Source organism: Moryella indoligenes (assembly GCF_030812885.1).
GTDB classification, from domain to species: domain Bacteria; phylum Bacillota; class Clostridia; order Lachnospirales; family Lachnospiraceae; genus Moryella; species Moryella indoligenes.
The window spans coordinates 1-17359 of record NZ_JAUSTO010000026.1 but is presented as its reverse complement, the minus strand read 5'-3'; the positions used below and the strand labels follow the sequence as shown (position 1 = coordinate 17359).

Sequence of the window (17359 nt, the reverse complement as noted above, 5' to 3'; positions counted from 1 at the left end):
CCCCACATGTAGCACGAAGTGACGCAAAGGCGTCACGGGAGTGCGGAATGTGGCAGCGTTGCGGGAGCGCAGAGCGCGAAGCGACGCGTAATCATGGAAGGAGCTTAAAGGGAGTAACGCCCCCCGGCAGGCTTGCCTGGCAGTGAGGATAGAGCTTCATGACCTGCCCCACATGTAGCACGAAGTGACGCAAAGGCGTCACGGGAGTGCGGAATGTGGCAGCGTTGCGGGAGCGCGGAGCGCGAAGCAACGCGTAATCATGGAAGGAGCTTAAAGGGAGTAACGCCCCCCGGTAGGCTTGCCTGCCAGTGGGGATAAGGCTTCATGACCCGCCTCACATGGAGCACGAAGTGACGCAAAGGCGCCACGGGAGTGCGGGGTTATTCTTCGATTACGCGGATTTCAAGGTAGTCAAAATCCAGCGTCTCTATAAAATTGTCCTGCCGGAAGCGAGTGTGTGAGAGCCGGCGGAATTCGTCTATATTGGCATCAAGCCATATAGGCTCCGCGAGATCAAAGCTGCGGCACAGCTCGGTAAGCGCGTCAAGCACCATTTGGGTGCGCGATTTACGAAAGTCGCTTTCGGTGATGATGAGATCTCTCACGAGACGATTGTTTTTGATGCATTTACCCCATAGGCGGAACATGAGTACCTCCTGTTGGTTTCATGTGAGTTTTTGATAGCGTTATTCTAAACGATTTTCTAATAATGTTCAACGAAAGGGGAACGATATGCTGCAGCCGATTACAGATTACCCCGCATTCTTTGCGGGCGCGAAAGAGACCCTCGCAAAGGTGACAGAGCTTCGGGCTCAGGAAGAACAGCTGAAAGCAGATGAGGCGAGGAGCCGCTCGGATCTGGAGTCAGAGCAGAAGGCATTGAAGGACAATATTGAGCTGACAATAAAGAAGCGGGTTGCAGAGATCAGCAGTACCTATGATGCGGAGATTGCAAAGGGAAATGAGGAGCAGAGGCGGGTTCGCGCGCGGCGCGAGAAGGCAAAGAGCGCAGGCGTAAAGGAACGCATAAAGGAAGAGACCCGGGGGCATCTAGAAGAGATTGCGGCTCTGAAGAAGACGATGCGGGATAGCTTTCGGGAGCAGAAAGTACCGGCGATGTTTCGCTCCAAGCTCTACTATGCGTTGTATTTTCCGCACAAGCTGAAGCAGTGGCTGCTGCTGCTCCTTTTTATTGTGCTTTTTTTTGTCGCACTTCCCTGTGGAATTTATTTTCTTGCACTGCCGGAAAAGTTCAGAAGTGTTCCTGTGTTGATTGGTATTTATGTGGCGGACATTTTGGTTTTTGGCGGTATCTACACCGTAATTGGTAATACCTCAAAGCTGCATCACCTTGAGCTCCTGAAGCAGGGAAGAGATATCTGGGATCAGATCGCGCAGAACGAGCACAGGGTGAAGAAAATCACGAGGCAGATCACCCGCGACAAGAGTGAGGACAAATATGACCTTGCGTCCTTTGATGATGAACTTGCGCATATCAGTCAGAATATTCAGGAGGCCACGGCGAAGAAACAGGAGGCTCTGAATAATTTTGAGAACGTAACGAAGAATATACTCACAGATGAGCTGACGCAGAATGCCCGTCCGCGCATAGAACAGCTGACCAGCAGTCACGCAGTGACGCTGCGGACCTTGCAGGAGATCAGTGCGGAGCGGCAGAAGCAGACGCTCTGCCTTGTGGATCAGTATGAGGTATATCTTGGCAAGGAGTTTATGACAGAGGAAAGACTCAGCGCGCTTCAGAAAATTATGGAGACCGGAACCGTAACCAATCTTTCCGAGGCAATGGAAGAATATAAGAACAGACAGGACTGATGAAGCGGAGCTATGGCTGAAAAAAGGCATCTGAATACAAATAATATCAGAGCGCTGCCCCCCCGGGGTTCCTCCGCAGAGGACGCATATGCGGGTGAGCCTTTTCAGGAAGAGCGGGAGCGGCGGGGACGCAGACGGCACCGGCTTTTGCTGACGCTCGCCCTGCTGTTCGGCGCTATCTTGCTGGCACTGCAGCTGGTTCGGCGTTTTATGCGCTATGATTCCTATGCCGTGATGTGGCAGAAGGATCTGAATCAGGGTAGTTTGGTGGGCTACGCACACTTTGGAAATGGTCTCTTGAAGTATTCCAAGGATGGAGTCACCTATCTGACCGGGCGCGGGACAGAGGAGTGGGTTGACACCTATGAAATGAAAGCGCCGATTGTCAGCGTCCGCGGGAATTATGCAGCAATTGCTGATTGCCAGGGAAACAGCATTCGTATCTACGGAGAGGCGGGAAAGATAGGGGAGACGACCACCATACTACCGCTGACAAAGCTGGCGATCGCAGATAATGGGATCACTGCTGTAATTGAGGAGGATGCCGGAGCGAGCTATATCACTTTTCTTCAAAAAGACGGGAGATCTCTGGATATCACGGTGAAGAGCATACTTTCGGGAGACGGATATCCCACAGATCTTGCGCTTTCTCCTGACGGAACACGGCTTATGGTGGGCTACGAGTATCTGAGCGGTGGGGATTTGAAAGGGAGAGTGGTCTTCTACGACTTCTCAGAAATTGGGAAAAATATTCCAAACCGACTGGTCGGTGGTTTTGATGAGCAGTTTTCAGACAGTCTGCTGGCAGAGGTACACTATCTGGATGGAACCTATTCCTTTGCGGCATCAACCGCAGGACTGTGCTTCTTCTCATCCAGAAACCTCACCTCACCCGAGGTGGTGAAGGAGGTGCGGGAGACAGATGAGATTCGCTCTCTCTTTTATAATAATAAATATGTAGGGTTGATTCTGAACAATTCCGGCGGACAGGAGCGCTACCGACTGGAGTTGTACAGAGCGGATGGCGGCAAGGTGATGGAGAAGTGCTTTGATGATAACTATCAGTTTGCATCCATAGATGGGAATACAGTTTTTATCCACTCTTCCACGATGGGGATGATCTACAATACCGCCGGAGTCAGAAAGTTTTATGGAAAGCTGGACTTTCCTGTGATCTATATGGAGCAGGGAGCTCTGCCGGGAGAATATATCATGGCTGGGCCCGCAAATATCAAACGGGTGCGCCTGCGCTGATGGGCAGTGTCTGTATGGGGGATAAGCAGATGGGAAAAATTGCAGTAGGTGTTGATGTCGGTGGAACTACGGTGAAGCTTGGATTTTTTTCGCCGGAGGGGGAGCTCATTCAGAAGTGGGAGATACCCACGGACAGAGAGAGCGGCGGCGCAAATATCATTCCGGATATCGCTTCCTCGATACAGAAGACCCTGGAGAAAGGTGCGTACAAGCTGGAGGATGTCATAGGTGTAGGACTTGATGTCCCGGGACCGGTGCAGCCCACAGGCTATGTGGAGGTCTGTGTGAATCTGTTCTGGAAGGATCGCTATCCGGCGAGAGAGCTCTCGGAGCTTTTGCAGGGAGTGCGCGTAGAGATTGGAAATGATGCCAATGTGGCCGCGCTCGGAGAGGCCTGGAAGGGCGGCGGCGAGGGCGCGCAGGACGCGGTTATGTTGACGCTTGGAACCGGTGTCGGTGGAGGGGTGATCCTCGGCGGACAGATTGTGAGCGGACGTCATGGCCTCGGCGGTGAAATCGGACACATTCATGTGCGGGATGAGGAGGCAGAGGCCTGCAACTGCGGCGGACATGGCTGTCTCGAACAGATAGCGAGTGCGACAGGAATTGTCCGGGAGGCGAAGCGGAAGCTCGCAGAGTCAGAGGAAGCAAGTGCTATGCGAGCGCTGGGAGAGAAGCTCAGCGCAAAGGATGTCTGTGATCTCGGAAGAGCGGGAGATGCGCTCGCAGATGAGGTGATAGAGACCGTCGCGCGCTATCTGGGGCTGGCCATTTCTCACCTGTGCCTGATTGTGGATCCGGAGATTTTTATTATAGGCGGCGGTGTATCCAGGGCCGGCTCCTACCTGTTGGATAAGATTAAAAAGTATTATGATATGTATACTGCGATTTCCTCTAACCGTGGGCGGGTGGTGCTGGCGGAGCTTGGAAATGATGCGGGTATTTATGGCGCAGTGAGGCTGGTGCTGTGAAATGTTGAAGGAAGTATTGCCGGGTCTCTGGGTGGATAATGTCGCTACTCGTTTTCCCGGCGTCAGTGAAATAAATTACAGCTTTGTGAAGGGAGCGCCGGGCTGCCGCAGTCTTCTGGTTGATGCTGGATTGCCGGACGAAATTGCACCGGGCTGCCGTGAGGCGCTGCTTTATGATATGGAGGAGCTGGGGCTTTCATTTCATCAGCTGGACTGTGTCATTACCCATTCGCACAGAGACCATGTTGGTCAGGCAAAGCTCCTGAATGAGAGAGGGGCGAGGGTGCTTATCAATCCGGTGGATATGAGCACGGAGGAGGAGCAGATCAATCACGAGCTGCTGCACCCGGAGCTGAGGCGCCGGCTTTTCCGCCTGATTGGTCTGGAATTGGCGGATCAGGAGACCTACGAGGCGTTCTGGCGCGCAGCGGACGAATTTTCTTCCGGCTTTGAGGACTGCTGGAACTTCTCATGGGATCCGATTTCTCCGGGAGAGGAGCTGCACTACGGAGAATATCGCTTCACTGTGGTACCCTTGCCGGGACACACGCAGGGTCAGATTGGCCTCTGGGACAGGACAAAGAAGCTGTTGTTCAGTGGAGATCAGCTGGTGCATGGGATCACTCCAATTGTCGGGGATGCGGGGAACTATCCGGAAGGGCTCGATGAGTATCTGAATTCTATGCGGGATGTCAAGCATCTCTATGGGGGCTGTCTTTTTATTCCCGGGCATGGGAGGCCATTTCGAAATCCGACGGCAGAGGTGGATGCAGTTGTGCAGAGCTATCTGGATAAATGCTCCATCATGTATGATATCCTGCGTCACTCTGAGCAGCCTCTGAGCATACGCGGAATTGCGATGCGCACCTATGGACGCTATGGCAAAGAGCTGAGCGACAATGAGCGACGCTCTTGCATACTTATCTGGTTTAAGACCCGCGCCTGTCTGAACTATATGAAAAAACGCCATCTCCTGCATGAGGAGATGACGGATGGGGTTTCCATGTGGCGTGCGGTGTAAATTTCAGACAGAGCCTGAATCTTCAGATCTGAAAATCTGAGGATTCAGGCTCTGTTTTTTGTTATTCATCAATTTGTTTCACGAAACTACAATATCAAAGCCTATACTGGCCTTAAAGTAGTCGCCATCGATGACAATATCAAAGCTGCCGTGCTGGAGCTCAGTCAGGGATTTTGCAATGGAGAGTCCCAGCCCGCTGCCATCCGTGGTGCGGGAATCGTCTCCGCGCACAAAGCGCTCTGTCAGCTCCTCCGGACTGATATTCAAGGGCCGTGCGGAGATATTTTTTATGGTGAATTTTACCCGGCCTCCCGCACGCACTACATTGACATAGACGCGTGAGCCCTCCGCGGCATACTTGAATGCATTGTTATAGAGATTTTCGAGAACGCGCCACAGGTGCTGCCCGTCTGCGTGGATCAGAATGAGCTCCCGCGGAAGCTCGGCGACAAGGCTCAGGTTCCGCTCGGTGAAGCGCTCCTCGAACTCCCCGTTTGTCTGCTCAATCAGCTCGACAAAGTTGATATCCACGGCGTTCAGCTGTACATTGCCTGTGGAGGCCTTGCTCGCCTCCACGAGATCCTCTGTCAGCGTCTTTAAGTGCTGTGACTTCTGCTCCAGTACGTTGACATACTCCAGTATCTTCGGATCGGCAGGGTGAGCCCGCTTGATCAGATCCACATAGTTGATGATGGAGGTGAGCGGTGTCTTGATGTCATGTGAGACATTGGTGATGAGTTCTGCCTTCATGCGCTCGCTGCGAACCTGATCGTTCAGCGCCCGCTTCAGACCTGCACTGATATTATTAATGGTATCGGCAAGACGGGCTTCCCGTCCGTGAAATTCCGAGGTATCCAGCAGTGCCTCCTCCCCCGCAGAGCCGGAGTCCAGCTGTCCGATTGCCTCCGCAATACGGTCTCTCTCTATCCGCTTCCGGTAGAGCTTCTGGAAGAACCAGATATCTGTGACGGCGAGAAGCAAAAAGAGCGTGAAGGCGAGGAGTCTGGCGCTCACGGAGTTTCGCGTGAGTATGAGAGAGCTGATTGCGGCAGTAAGCGCAATGTTTGCGGCGACGAAGGCGGAGTAGTAGACTGCGATGCGCCGCGCGAAGGTAATATTCAGAGAGAATTCACGCGCGTTTTCCGCAAGCTGTTTTGCAAAGCTTTTTTCCCAGAGTATCCCGGCCTTCCACGCGCGCAGCAGTGAAAAGACCAAGGGGAAGGCGCAGAGGTAAATGATGATATAGACCAGCATTTCCCCGGAGAATGTCCAGTAGCGCTCCGGTGCCAGTATATGGATGAGCCGTGCGATGGTATTGTCTGAGACAAAGATGAGAAAGCCGATCAGAAGCAGCGTGTTCAGAATGTTCAGCTCGGGCATGCGCCGGTCGAAGGACATCAGCTGCAGCTCAGACGACTTCGGTTTCGTGCGCCCGGCAAGCATGAAAAGGCGCGCAAGGCTTACGAGCATGGTAAGAAAGCCGGTGAGCATCAGAAGCAACCCGGCCGCGTAGACATCCCGCTGGGAAGCATAGTTCAGGACACCCGTGTAGAAATCATCCCGCAGCGGATAGCTGGTATCAACCACAAAAATGGCGCGATAATCCGTGTCGCGGGAACCACCCTCCTCCAGAAGCATGTCGCGGATCCTGACAGGGGTTTCAGAGAGGTTGTTGTCCGGGAGAGGACTTTCAGAGGAGAGTATGACATATTTCCCGAGGGAGCGTGCCAGCTCTTCCGTGAGATCGGCGCGATTGGTGTAGGCCTTTCGTCCCTCCAGCTCAATGAGATAGTAGAGGTTGGAATTCCCTTTGTTGTAGCGGTCCACGCTGCGGCAGTAATCTCCAAGCGCGGTCATGACCTCGCGGGTCATGGCATCCAGCGTCACAAAAGCCGTCCCGGGGCCGGAGGCTTTTTCCGTCTCGCGGTAGGCGCGCCAGGTGACAGGATAGGCCTCCGCCTGCGCATTGTCTTCTGCCGTCTCGCTGTGCAGGACGCGGTAGTCATTATCAAAGGAATAACCGTGGAGCTTAGCATAGTCCAGGACATCATTGACAGTCCATATGATTTCCTCACCACTGCCTGTGGAGTAGGCGAAGATCTCATTGTCTGTATCAAGCTCGCCGCCGTACTCGAAGACATCGCGGTAGCGGACATAGCGCATGAGTTCTGTTGCCTCGGACTCAAACAGTGCGTCAAAGGCCGGAGATTCCTCGTAGATCTCAGAGTTCAGCCATTGTATACCCTTTTTAAAGTTGGAATTGCAGTAGACGATGGATACGCCTGCGACAAAGAGGCAGAGTGCAAGCGCGTGAACAATGAGCAGAAAGCGCTTTCTCCCGGCATAGCTGGTTTTCAATTCTTTTTTCTTATTATTCATAGGCGGCTGCTCAGACCTGCTTTTCTACCTTGTAGCCGACGCCCCATACCACCTTCAGATATCGGGGTTCCCGCGGGTTGATTTCAATCTTTTCGCGGATGTGGCGAATGTGAACCGCGACCGTATTGTCTGCGCCGATCGCCTCCTCATTCCAGATTTTCTCATAGATTTCATCGATGGAGAAGACCTTGCCCGCGTTGCGCACGAGCAGAAGGAGTATGTTGTACTCAATGGGAGTCAGCCGGACAGAATTTCCGGAGACTGTGACCTCCTTTGTCTCATCGTTGATCTGCAGGTCACCGACGGAGTAGACCTGAGAGCTGTCGTGGGAGCCGAGATTGCCGAGCTCTGTGTAGCGCCTGAGCTGACTCTTCACCCGGGCAACCAGCTCAAGCGGGTTGAAGGGCTTTGTCAGATAGTCGTCGGCCCCGATGTTCAGGCCGAGTATTTTATCATTGTCCTCGGATTTAGCGGAGAGGATAATGATGGGAATGGAGCTGGTTTCACGCACCTTCAGTGTTGTGCGTATTCCGTCCAGTCCCGGCATCATGACGTCGACGATCAGGAGATCTACCGGTGTGGTCTCCATGATTTTCAACGCCTCGAAGCCGTCGTAGGCACGCAGTACCTCGAAGTCCTCTCCGGAGAGGTAGATGCTGATTGCCTCTACAATTTCGTGATCGTCGTCACAGACCAGTATTTTCTGCATGATTTTTCCTCGCTTTTTTATGCGGAAGCTTTATGATAGAGTAGGTTATTGGAAAGAATGCAGCATTGCGCTGCTCTGTCTGTATCAGGGATACAGTCACTGCTGCTGTAAGCTCATTATAACATATCTGGCAAGGAGCGGGAAATGACGGATGAACAGCTGATGCGTGCTGCGGTGAGAGAGGCGAAGAAAGCTGAGGCCATAGGTGAAGTTCCGATCGGCTGTGTGATCGCGCGGGAGGGGAAGGTCTATGCCCGCGGTTACAACAGGAGAATGACGGACAGGAGCGCACTTGCACACGCGGAAATTGCTGCGATACGAAAGGCCTGCCGAAAGTTTGGCGACTGGCGCCTGGAAGATTGCACACTCTATGTGACGCTGGAGCCCTGCCCCATGTGTGCGGGAGCCATTGTGCAGGCAAGAATCCCGCGGGTGGTCTTTGCCTGCCGGAATCCGAAGGCGGGGAGTGCGGGATCGGTGGTGGATCTCATGCATGTAGAGGGCTTTAATCATCAGGTGGAAGTAGAGGAAGGGCTGCTTGGAGAAGAGTGCGCAGAGCTGATGCGGAGCTTCTTTCGCGCGCTCCGGGAGGCCAGAAAAAAAGCTGTGCGGGATTGACAAAAGCGGAAGCTTCCCATTATACTGAAATTCCGCACAGCTGGGGAGACGGCGGTTCCCTGTACCTGCAGTCCGCCATAGCAGGAGTGATATCCCGCCCCGGGTGTGTGAGCTGTGGAGCAGCCCGCGGAAAGCGGTGTTGACGTGAGGGCCCCCGCGCGGCGGACCTTTGCGAACCGTGTCAGGGCAGGAATGCAGCAGCACTAAGTAAATGTGTACGGGTGATGCGGGATTACCGTCACCGAGCTTGCTGCCGCGGTAACGTTCATGGTTCCCATTCAAAGCGGGATGTGCGGATTTAAAAGATGAGAGAGAGCGGTGTGCCGGAGGGCCACCGCTTTGTCATTGCCGAAATAATCATTCTGTCGTATACTTTTATGGAATAAACGTTCCTGAGGGCTGTCGTAATCAGACCCTGCGGCGTGGGGAGATGAGATGTCAGAGCGAAAGAAGGCAAAGAAAACTGTCCGTAAAGTTGCAGAATCAGGCTGCGGGATCGGGCCCGGAGAGACAATTCGTGTCGGGCTTCTGACCAGCGGAGGAGACTGCCAGGCTCTGAATGCGACGCTGCGCGGCATCGCAAAGACGCTCTACAATCTGTATGAGAAGGCAGAGATCATAGGCTTTCTTGACGGCTACCGGGGTTTGATGTACGGGAATTTCCGTCGTATGGAGAAGAGCGATTTTTCCGGCATACTCACGAGGGGCGGAACGATGCTCGGAACAAGCCGTCAGCCCTTTAAGCAGATGTCTGTTCCGGATGAGGACGGTAATAATAGGGTAGAGCTGATGAAGGCGACCTATCGGAGGCTGAAGCTCAACTGCCTCTGTGTGCTGGGAGGGAACGGCAGTCAGAAAACCGCGAACCTTCTGCGTGAGGAGGGGCTGAATATCATTGCGCTTCCAAAGACCATAGACAATGATCTGTATGGAACGGATGAGACCTTCGGTTTTCAGAGTGCAGCGGAGGTCGCAGCAGATGCGATTGACTGTATTCACACGACGGCGGCCTCGCACGGCAGGGTCTTTATTGTGGAAGTTATGGGACACAAGGTAGGCTGGCTTACGCTCTACGCAGGCATTGCGGGCGGCGCCGACATTATCCTCATTCCGGAAATTCCCTATGATATCAATGCGGTGGTTTCCGCGCTGAAGAGGCGGGAGCAGACCGGCAGTAAGTTCTCTATTATTGCGGTGGCAGAGGGAGCCATTTCAAAGGAGCTTGCCGGACTCAGCAAAAAGGAACTAAAGAGCAGAATCGCCGACCGGAAGCACCCCTCTGTGGCCTATGAGCTCGCTGCCCGGATTTCAGAGATCACGGGACAGGAGGTGCGCGTCACCGTACCCGGGCACATGCAGCGGGGCGGAACGCCGAACCCCTACGACCGCGTGCTCTCGTCACGGCTGGGAGCGCGTGCCGCGAAGCTCATCCGGGAGGGACGCTTTGGTCGCATGGTTGTGGTGAAAAATAACGAGGTGACGAGCATACCGTTGGAGGAGTCAGCCGGGAAGTTGAAGATGGTGGATCCGAACTCTTCGCTGGTCGAGGAGGCGCGGCTTCTGGGACTTTCTTTCGGAGACAGGTAAGGAAAAGCGATGTCTTATGTGGCACTATACCGCAAATGGCGTCCCAGAACCTTTGAGGAAGTAAAGGGGCAGGACGCCATTTGCACGACTCTTAAAAATCAGATTATCTCCGGCAGAGTGGGGCATGCCTATCTCTTCTGCGGCACCCGCGGCACCGGTAAGACCAGTGTTGCCAAAATTCTGGCCAGGGCGGTGAACTGTGAGCACCCGATCAACGGGAATCCCTGTGGTGAGTGTGCGATGTGCCGCGCAATTGCAGAAGAGCAGTCCATGAATGTTCAGGAGATCGACGCGGCCTCCAATAACGGTGTCGACAATATCCGCGATATCCGAGAGCAGGTGCAGTATCCGCCGACGGAGGGACACTACCGTGTCTTTATCATTGATGAAGTGCACATGCTGTCCACAGGAGCCTTCAATGCACTCCTAAAGACGCTGGAGGAGCCGCCGGCTTATGTGATTTTCATTCTCGCGACCACGGAGGCGCACAAGATTCCGGTGACGGTGCTCTCCCGCTGTCAGCGCTATGATTTCCATCGCATCACGGCAGAAATCATCGCCGGGCGGCTTAAGGAGCTCACGGCAGCAGAGCAGATCCAGATCGAGGAACGCGCGATCGACTACATTGCCCGGCAGGCAGATGGGGCGATGCGTGATGCGCTGAGCCTTTTGGACGAGTGTGTGGCCTTTCATCCCGATGAGGAGCTGAGCTACGATGAGGTGCTGGAGATTCTGGGCGCGGTGGATGTTGCGACCTACGCGAAGCTCTTTTCCGCTTTGTCCGGAGGGCGGGGCGGAGAGGCGCTCTGTATATTGGACAGAGCCTTTGAGGAGGGCAGCGAGCTCAGCCAGTTTGTCAATGATTTTCTCTGGTATCTTCGAAATCTTCTTATTTTGAAGACCGCAGAACATGCGGAGGGGATGATAGACAGTTCGGGTGAGAAGCTGGAGCTCATGAAAAAAGATGCGGCAGAGGCCTCTACAGCAGTGCTGATGCGTTATATCCGGGTGCTCTCGGAGCTCTCTAACCGGCTGCGCTTCTCTTCTCAGAAGCGGGTAATGACGGAGCTCACGCTGATTCGGCTCACGGCGCCGGAAATGGACGATACAAATGATGCACTTTTGGAACGTGTCGCGGCGCTGGAGCGGGAGCTGAAGACGCTGAAGGCGGAGGGGATCCGAATGGTACAGACTGCTGCTCCGGAGACCTCCGCAGAGAAGAAACCTGCGGAACCAAAGACTATTGCTCTGCCCAAGGCGGAGTATGAGGATTTTATGGCGATACGGACCGACTGGGGCAAGATCACTGCGTCCATTGGCGGGGCCTACGGAGCGGCGCTGCAGGGGAGCTCTGTGGAGCCGGCCGGGCCGGGGGCCATGTGCATCGTTTTTCCGAATGCAGGTGTGCAGCGCTTTGGCGGACTGGATGGGGCGCTGGAGCTGCTCTCGCAATATGTGGCAGAGCATTATCAGAAGGAGATCAGCTTCCGAACCCGTGCGCGCGTGGGTATGGAGGCGGCGAACAGCTACACAGTGAGCGCAGAGGAGCTGAGGGAGATCGTGGATTTTCCGATCGAGACAGAGCGCGGCAGTTCACAGGGTTGAACAGCAGAGCATGACAAGGTAATCAAAATTCAGAAAACAGGTGGAGGCAAGGCGATATGGCAAGACACGGCGGCTTTCCGGGCGGAGGTATCCCGGGTAATATGAGCAATCTGATGAAGCAGGCACAGAAGATGCAGCGGCAGATGGCGGAGCAGGCACAGGAGTTTGAGACAAAAGAATTTACCGCGGCAGCGGGCGGCGGCGCAGTGAGCGTCACTGTCTCCGGGAAGCGTGAGCTCACAAAGGTGGAGATCGCGCCCGAGGCGGTGGATCCGGATGATGTTGAGCTGCTTCAGGATATGATCATGGCGGCGGCGAATGAGGCGCTGCGTCAGATGGAGGCAGAGAATCAGGCGATGATGGGAAAGCTGACCGGCGGACTTGGCGGAAGCCTGCCCTTTTAACGAAGTACCATGGATTATTACAGCAAACAGATCACAAAGCTGATCGAGGAGCTCTCAGCACTGCCGGGCGTTGGCAGGAAGAGTGCGCAGCGTCTGGCGTTTCATATTATTAATATGCCGGAGGAGCGGGTTTTGCAGCTGACGGAGGCAATGCGCAGTGCGAAGCAGAACATTCGTTACTGCAGGGAGTGCTGCACCCTGACGGATGATGAGCTGTGCCCAATCTGCAAGAGTCCAGCTCGAAATCATCATCAAATCATGGTGGTTGAAAACACGCGGGATCTTGCGGCTTATGAGAAGACGGGAAAGTATGAGGGCGTCTATCATGTGCTGCACGGCGCGATCTCCCCTATGCTTGGCATAGGGCCTGCGGATATACGTCTGAAGGAGCTGATGCAGAGGCTTGAGGGCGATGTCGACGAGGTGATTATAGCGACCAATTCCAGTCTTGAGGGAGAGACCACGGCGATGTATATTGCGAAGCTCGTCAAGCCGACGGGCATACGGGTGTCCAGGATTGCAAGCGGTGTGCCGGTTGGCGGCGATCTTGAGTATATTGACGAGGTGACTCTGCTGCGAGCGCTGGAGGGCAGAACCGAGCTGTAGGAGCAATGGAAAGAGGAAAATAAATGGACAAGCGTGAGTTCAGTATCAAGGCAGAGCAGATGCAGAAGCAGGCGGAGCTCGGGGACTATGCGACAGCAATGAAGATCGCAGATAAGATTGACTGGCGGAGGGTGACAAATGTGAGTCAGCTCGCCCGGGTCTCGGAGATTTATGAAAAAAACGGTGAGTACAGAGAAGCGAAAGAGATCATGCTCCTCGCCTTTGAGCGTGCACCGATGGGGCGTGGCTTGCTGGTAAAGCTTCTGGAGCTTGCGCTTAAGGACAATGACATTGCAGAGGCGGAGCGCTATTACAGAGAATTTCTGGATCTCGCGCCGGAGGATCCGCGTCAGTATGTGCTGCGCTATCAGATTCTGAGCGCAAAGGGCGCTGCTCCGGCTCAAAAGATTCCACCGCTGGAACGCTATGTGGAGCTTGAGCTGGATGAGCCATTGATGTATGAGCTGGCGGAGCTTTACCATGCAGCCGGACGCCACGAGGAGTGCGTGGAGCTCTGCGACAGAATTACTCTGCTCTTTGGAACCGGTGAGTGGGTGGAGAAGGCCATGCTGCTCAAGACGGAGAGAGAGGAGCAGCCGCTGACAGAGTACCAGCAGAATCTTCTCGATCATCGGGAGGAGTATACGGCGCGGCTCAGGGCACTTGAGGAGCGCTCAGAGCTTGCGACAGAGCCGCTGGCGCAGTCGGAAGTGGAAGTGCAGCATGAGATCCCGGAGCCGCAGGAGGGGATGGAAGAACTGCAGGCAGATACGGAGTGTGTGGCTGACGCGGTGCCGGAGACGCTCTCTGCAGAGCAGAGCGAGGAGGCGGCGGAGCGTGCGGCCAGAGCACAGCGTGAGATTGATGCAGAGATAGAGGCGCATCTCTCTCAGCTTGAAGCGGAAGAAAATGCTGTCAGAGAAGCAGAGGAGCGCGATCAGAGGCAGACAATAGCGGCACTGGCAGCGGTCAGTGCGAGCCAGAGGCGCCGTGAGGAGCAGCAGAGTGAAGAGGAGCGTCTCGCTGAGGTGGAGAGAAAGCTTGCAGCTGCGGCAGAGGCTGAAGCTGCGGAACAGAAAAAGGCAGAGGCTGAAGCAGCAGAACAGAAACAGGTAGAGACAGAAGCTGCGGCGGAGATATCTTCCGCTGCGGAAGCTGTTGAACAGCCGGCCAAGGAGGAGCATGCCGCGACAGCGGATTCGGAAAAGCCCAGCGTGGTGGACGACATTACCCGCGTTCTTCCCAAACTTCCAAAGACAGAGAATGCAGCTGCAGAGAAGGAAGCACAGGAGGCTCTTGAAGCAACCCGCATTCTCCCGGATCTGAAGCAGCGTAATACGGGAGAAGCGGCAGAGGAACAGCCCGTACCGGAGCCGGCGGAAAAAATGGAAGAGGAGAAAGCTGTAGCAGAATCTGCGAACGAAGCGGCAGAGCCCGCGGACTCTCTGCATCTGCATTACAGCTGTCTGATTCAGGGCAGGACTGAGGAAGAAGGGCTTGCAGCGGCGATACAGAAACTGAAGGAGATACACGAGGAGAGTGGGGTTCGAAATCCGGCGGCGAAGATCAGGGCGGAGAAGCTTTCCCTGCGGGGAGTGAAGGCTTCTGCTGAGAGAATCGCAGGTAAGGATCTCATCATTGAGTGCGCCGGGGATCTCTCGGAGGCCTGCGTGGCGGAGCTGCTTGAGTTGCTTATGGCGGAGGATGGCACACGTAGTGTATTGCTTGTGGACAATCCGTTGCAGCTCACGCGGCTGGTGGCGAAGTACCCGCAGCTGAAAACGGTGTTCCGGGTGGAAGCCGGGCTTTGTCATGGCGATGCCGCTGTACAGCCGGCGGAGCAGAAGAAAGCGGAAACAGGGCTGGCAGGAGCAGCGGCAGGCAGGTCTGTGCCGGAAGAGAAAACTGAGGAGACAGTGGTACAGTCTGCTCCCGAAGAAAAGCCTACGAAGAGAACGGAAGCGGTGAAGCCCGCAGAGACACATGCTGTGGCAGAGCGTTCTTATGAGGAGGAGGCGCTGGATATTGATGCTTTCGCGCACTATGCGAGCGACTATGCAAAAAAGATCGACTGTGTGATTACGGGAAAGAGTATGCTTGCGCTCTATGAGCGCATTGAGATTATGCAGGAGGATGGCATTGGCCTCACCCGGAAAAATGCCGAGGCACTGATTGAGGAGGTCGCCGACCGGGCGGAAAAGCCGCCGTTGTTAAAGCGTCTCGGCGGGTTGTTTTCACCCAAATACGATAAGGATGGAATGCTTATTTTGAAGGAGGATGATTTCATCTCCTGATGAGAAGCTGGAAAAGAGGGCTTTTGAATGTTTGAGAGCGTAAGTGCGTGGCTGGACAGCAACTGGTTTGCGCTCCTGATAGCTGTTTTTATGGTGGGGATGATGCTGTATGGTCACAGCAGAGGGTTTGTGCGGCTGGCTGTCTCTCTGACGGCATTGTTCATCACCCTTGCACTGGCGCACACGGCGCTTCCGAAGGTGACCGATTTTGTTCAGAGGCATACGGGGCTTGAGAAGGCTGTACAGGGTTATGTTCTGAAGAGCACCGGGATTGACGCACTGACGCAGGAACAGATGGACAGCCGGGAGGATCAGGAACAGATCATCGGAGGACTTCAGATTCCGGAGAATTTTCAGCGGATTTTGAGTGAGAACAACCGGCAGGAGATATGGGAACGTCTCGGGGCGGAGCAGTTCCAGCAGTATGTTGCAGAGTATCTGGGAAAGATGATCATCAATTATCTGGGCTTTGCTCTGCTTTTCCTTGCGATCTGGGTGCTTCTGCATCTCGGCCTGCGTGTGCTGGATGTCCTGACAGCGCTGCCGGTGGTGCACGGGATGAACCAGATTGCAGGGGCGCTGCTGGGCTTTGTGGAGTCTCTGATATTTGTCTGGCTTGGATTTATGATACTGGGACTTTTTGAGGGCTCGGAGACTGGATCAAAGCTCTATGAACTGGTGCAGTCCTCCGCCTGGCTCAGCTTTCTGTATCGCTACAATCTGCTTGCTTTCTTTCTTCGGGATTTGGTGAATACAATGTTGTTTTGATGATGTGCCGGAAAGGATATATCTGATCTTCGACAGGAAGCCGAGGAATCAGTCGGGCAGCTTGTTTCTGTTTGTATAGAGTTCGAGAAAGCTGTGTTCTCCGACCCTGTCCTTCCAGCCGGGAAAGGTTTCGATGCAGACGGCGTGCAGAGCGTTAAAAATGCTTTTTTCGATATCGGGATTCTCCTTCTTCAACAGAAGAAGGAGATTTTTAATTTCTTTGCGCTTGCTGAGACCGCCCTCCTCTCCCTGTGCCTCGCAGCTCTCAGTAAAGCGACAGGCACACTGGATAAATTCGAGCTGGTTATAGCGCCGCCAGGCTATGATATCTGCCTCATTAATGCAGTACATTGGGCGGATCAGTTCCATTCCGGGAAAGTTCTTGCTGTGGAGCTTCGGCATCATTCCCTGTAGCTGGGAACTGTAGAACATGGCCATCACAGTGGTTTCGATCACGTCGTTCAGATGGTGTCCCAGAGCGATCTTGTTGCAGCCGAGCTCACGCGCCTTTTTATACAGGTAACCGCGTCGCATGCGGGCGCAGAGATAACAGGGGTGCTCCGTTGCACGGTTTGCCACGTCGAAGATCTCTGTGTTGAAGATGGTGATGGGAATGTGAAGGCGTGCGGCGTTGCTCTCGATCTTAGCGCGGTTTTCTGCGTTGTAGCCGGGATCCATGACAAGGTACACAGTCTCAAAGGGGACATCGCTGTGGCGTTCCAGCTCCTGCATCAGCTTTGCGAGCAGCATGGAGTCCTTGCCTCCGGAGATACAGACTGCGACGCGGTCGCCGGCCTGTATCAGCTCATAGCGTTTCACCGCGGCAATGAAGGGGTTCCACAGTGTCTTGCGATATTTTTTGATGATGCTGCGTTCCGCAATTTGATATGGTGCAAGCTCTCGACTCATGGGAAAAAGTGCTCCGTTTCGTTTATATATTATATAGAATGGTTCGTTTCTGCTGTTTTATGAAATGTTTTATGAAAGAGATTTCTTATTCTAGCACGTTGCTTTTGGGGGCGCAAGCGGAGGAGGGGACAGACACTGCCTGCACAGTCGTCTGCTTCTCCATGCTTTTCTCAACTTTCCTGAAAAAAGAGTTGACAGCCCCGTAGAGCAGTGATAATATGTCCTAGTCGCTCCGAGCGAGGCGCGGCACAGAACCTTGAAAATCAAAGATCAGACAGTACACACAACCCTGAAAATTCTAAAAAGAATTTCAAAAGAAGAACCAAACCAAGTAAAACGGGTAAGATAACTGAGAAAAGTCAACGTTATCTGAACCGGAGAGAACTTAAAACAGAGAGTTC

General features: G+C 54.2%; 14 protein-coding genes, 1 other RNA gene and 1 pseudogene. 12 read left to right on the top strand and 4 right to left on the bottom strand.

The genetic code is table 11. The annotated features are described in order from the left end of the window. Positions 1 to 380: 380 nt before the first annotated feature. On the bottom strand, positions 381 to 647 hold the full coding sequence (locus J2S20_RS11695) for a hypothetical protein (RefSeq protein WP_307255508.1): 267 nt from the start codon (positions 645 to 647) through the stop codon (positions 381 to 383). Positions 648 to 732: 85 nt separating this feature from the next. On the opposite strand from J2S20_RS11695, the gene J2S20_RS11690 reads away from it, so the two are divergent. The 4 genes from J2S20_RS11690 to J2S20_RS11675 are packed head-to-tail and all read left to right on the top strand — an operon-like array spanning position 733 to position 5079. Further along, positions 733 to 1833, top strand: a complete 1101-nt coding sequence (locus tag J2S20_RS11690; RefSeq protein WP_106612941.1) for a hypothetical protein — start codon at positions 733 to 735, stop codon at positions 1831 to 1833. A gap of 12 nt (positions 1834 to 1845) precedes the next feature. Continuing rightward, positions 1846 to 3087: a DUF5711 family protein gene (locus tag J2S20_RS11685; protein WP_307255507.1), complete on the top strand. Its 1242-nt coding sequence runs from the start codon at positions 1846 to 1848 to the stop codon at positions 3085 to 3087. 29 nt (positions 3088 to 3116) lie between these two features. Further along, the gene (locus J2S20_RS11680) at positions 3117 to 4058 is read left to right on the top strand and encodes an ROK family glucokinase (RefSeq protein ID WP_307255506.1); all 942 of its coding nucleotides are present in this window, start codon (positions 3117 to 3119) and stop codon (positions 4056 to 4058) included. A 1-nt stretch (position 4059) separates the two neighbouring features. Further along, complete coding sequence (locus J2S20_RS11675) at positions 4060 to 5079, top strand: MBL fold metallo-hydrolase (RefSeq protein ID WP_307255505.1); 1020 nt, start codon at positions 4060 to 4062, stop codon at positions 5077 to 5079. Between the two features lie 78 nt (positions 5080 to 5157). Here the strand turns inward: J2S20_RS11675 and J2S20_RS11670 are convergent, their stop codons facing one another. Further along, complete coding sequence (locus J2S20_RS11670; RefSeq protein WP_307255504.1) at positions 5158 to 7458, bottom strand: sensor histidine kinase; 2301 nt, start codon at positions 7456 to 7458, stop codon at positions 5158 to 5160. 10 nt (positions 7459 to 7468) lie between these two features. Next, positions 7469 to 8167 carry a response regulator transcription factor gene (locus J2S20_RS11665; RefSeq protein WP_106612936.1) on the bottom strand — a complete coding sequence of 233 codons (699 nt, stop codon included), beginning with the start codon at positions 8165 to 8167 and terminating at the stop codon, positions 7469 to 7471. A gap of 150 nt (positions 8168 to 8317) precedes the next feature. Here J2S20_RS11665 and tadA point away from each other — a divergent pair. The 8 genes and pseudogenes from tadA to J2S20_RS11625 form a co-directional block, all read left to right on the top strand. Continuing rightward, a pseudogene (gene tadA, locus J2S20_RS11660) lies at positions 8318 to 8785 on the top strand (tRNA adenosine(34) deaminase TadA); the annotation flags it as partial. 32 nt (positions 8786 to 8817) lie between these two features. Further along, positions 8818 to 9081: signal recognition particle sRNA large type (ffs, locus tag J2S20_RS11655), an RNA gene on the top strand. Between the two features lie 139 nt (positions 9082 to 9220). Beyond that, positions 9221 to 10372, top strand: a complete 1152-nt coding sequence (locus J2S20_RS11650; RefSeq protein WP_307255500.1) for a 6-phosphofructokinase — start codon at positions 9221 to 9223, stop codon at positions 10370 to 10372. A gap of 9 nt (positions 10373 to 10381) precedes the next feature. Further along, positions 10382 to 11977, top strand: a complete 1596-nt coding sequence (gene dnaX, locus J2S20_RS11645; RefSeq protein ID WP_307255499.1) for a DNA polymerase III subunit gamma/tau — start codon at positions 10382 to 10384, stop codon at positions 11975 to 11977. 56 nt (positions 11978 to 12033) lie between these two features. Next, positions 12034 to 12381 (top strand): YbaB/EbfC family nucleoid-associated protein, encoded by a 348-nt coding sequence (locus J2S20_RS11640; protein WP_106612932.1) that lies wholly within the window; start codon positions 12034 to 12036, stop codon positions 12379 to 12381. Between the two features lie 9 nt (positions 12382 to 12390). Next, entirely contained in the window at positions 12391 to 12987 is a 597-nt protein-coding gene (recR, locus tag J2S20_RS11635; protein WP_307255498.1) for a recombination mediator RecR, read from the top strand. Between the two features lie 23 nt (positions 12988 to 13010). Then, on the top strand, positions 13011 to 15281 hold the full coding sequence (locus tag J2S20_RS11630) for a tetratricopeptide repeat protein (RefSeq protein ID WP_307255497.1): 2271 nt from the start codon (positions 13011 to 13013) through the stop codon (positions 15279 to 15281). Between the two features lie 27 nt (positions 15282 to 15308). Then, a complete protein-coding gene (locus J2S20_RS11625) occupies positions 15309 to 16049 on the top strand; it encodes a CvpA family protein (RefSeq protein WP_307255496.1) in 741 nt (246 codons plus the stop codon). Positions 16050 to 16097: 48 nt separating this feature from the next. Here the strand turns inward: J2S20_RS11625 and J2S20_RS11620 are convergent, their stop codons facing one another. Beyond that, positions 16098 to 16958 carry a tRNA 2-thiocytidine biosynthesis TtcA family protein gene (locus tag J2S20_RS11620; RefSeq protein WP_106612928.1) on the bottom strand — a complete coding sequence of 287 codons (861 nt, stop codon included), beginning with the start codon at positions 16956 to 16958 and terminating at the stop codon, positions 16098 to 16100. Positions 16959 to 17359 lie beyond the last annotated feature (401 nt).

Bases quoted from the DNA above. Each gene is read 5' to 3' on its own strand.
- J2S20_RS11695 (WP_307255508.1), bottom strand. From the start codon at position 647: ATGTTCCGCCTATGGGGTAAATGCATCAAAAACAATCGTCTCGTGAGA.
- J2S20_RS11690 (WP_106612941.1), top strand. From the start codon at position 733: ATGCTGCAGCCGATTACAGATTACCCCGCATTCTTTGCGGGCGCGAAA.
- J2S20_RS11685 (WP_307255507.1), top strand. From the start codon at position 1,846: ATGGCTGAAAAAAGGCATCTGAATACAAATAATATCAGAGCGCTGCCC.
- J2S20_RS11680 (WP_307255506.1), top strand. From the start codon at position 3,117: ATGGGAAAAATTGCAGTAGGTGTTGATGTCGGTGGAACTACGGTGAAG.
- J2S20_RS11675 (WP_307255505.1), top strand. From the start codon at position 4,060: ATGTTGAAGGAAGTATTGCCGGGTCTCTGGGTGGATAATGTCGCTACT.
- J2S20_RS11670 (WP_307255504.1), bottom strand. From the start codon at position 7,458: ATGAATAATAAGAAAAAAGAATTGAAAACCAGCTATGCCGGGAGAAAG.
- J2S20_RS11665 (WP_106612936.1), bottom strand. From the start codon at position 8,167: ATGCAGAAAATACTGGTCTGTGACGACGATCACGAAATTGTAGAGGCA.
- J2S20_RS11650 (WP_307255500.1), top strand. From the start codon at position 9,221: ATGTCAGAGCGAAAGAAGGCAAAGAAAACTGTCCGTAAAGTTGCAGAA.
- dnaX (WP_307255499.1), top strand. From the start codon at position 10,382: ATGTCTTATGTGGCACTATACCGCAAATGGCGTCCCAGAACCTTTGAG.
- J2S20_RS11640 (WP_106612932.1), top strand. From the start codon at position 12,034: ATGGCAAGACACGGCGGCTTTCCGGGCGGAGGTATCCCGGGTAATATG.
- recR (WP_307255498.1), top strand. From the start codon at position 12,391: ATGGATTATTACAGCAAACAGATCACAAAGCTGATCGAGGAGCTCTCA.
- J2S20_RS11630 (WP_307255497.1), top strand. From the start codon at position 13,011: ATGGACAAGCGTGAGTTCAGTATCAAGGCAGAGCAGATGCAGAAGCAG.
- J2S20_RS11625 (WP_307255496.1), top strand. From the start codon at position 15,309: ATGTTTGAGAGCGTAAGTGCGTGGCTGGACAGCAACTGGTTTGCGCTC.
- J2S20_RS11620 (WP_106612928.1), bottom strand. From the start codon at position 16,958: ATGAGTCGAGAGCTTGCACCATATCAAATTGCGGAACGCAGCATCATC.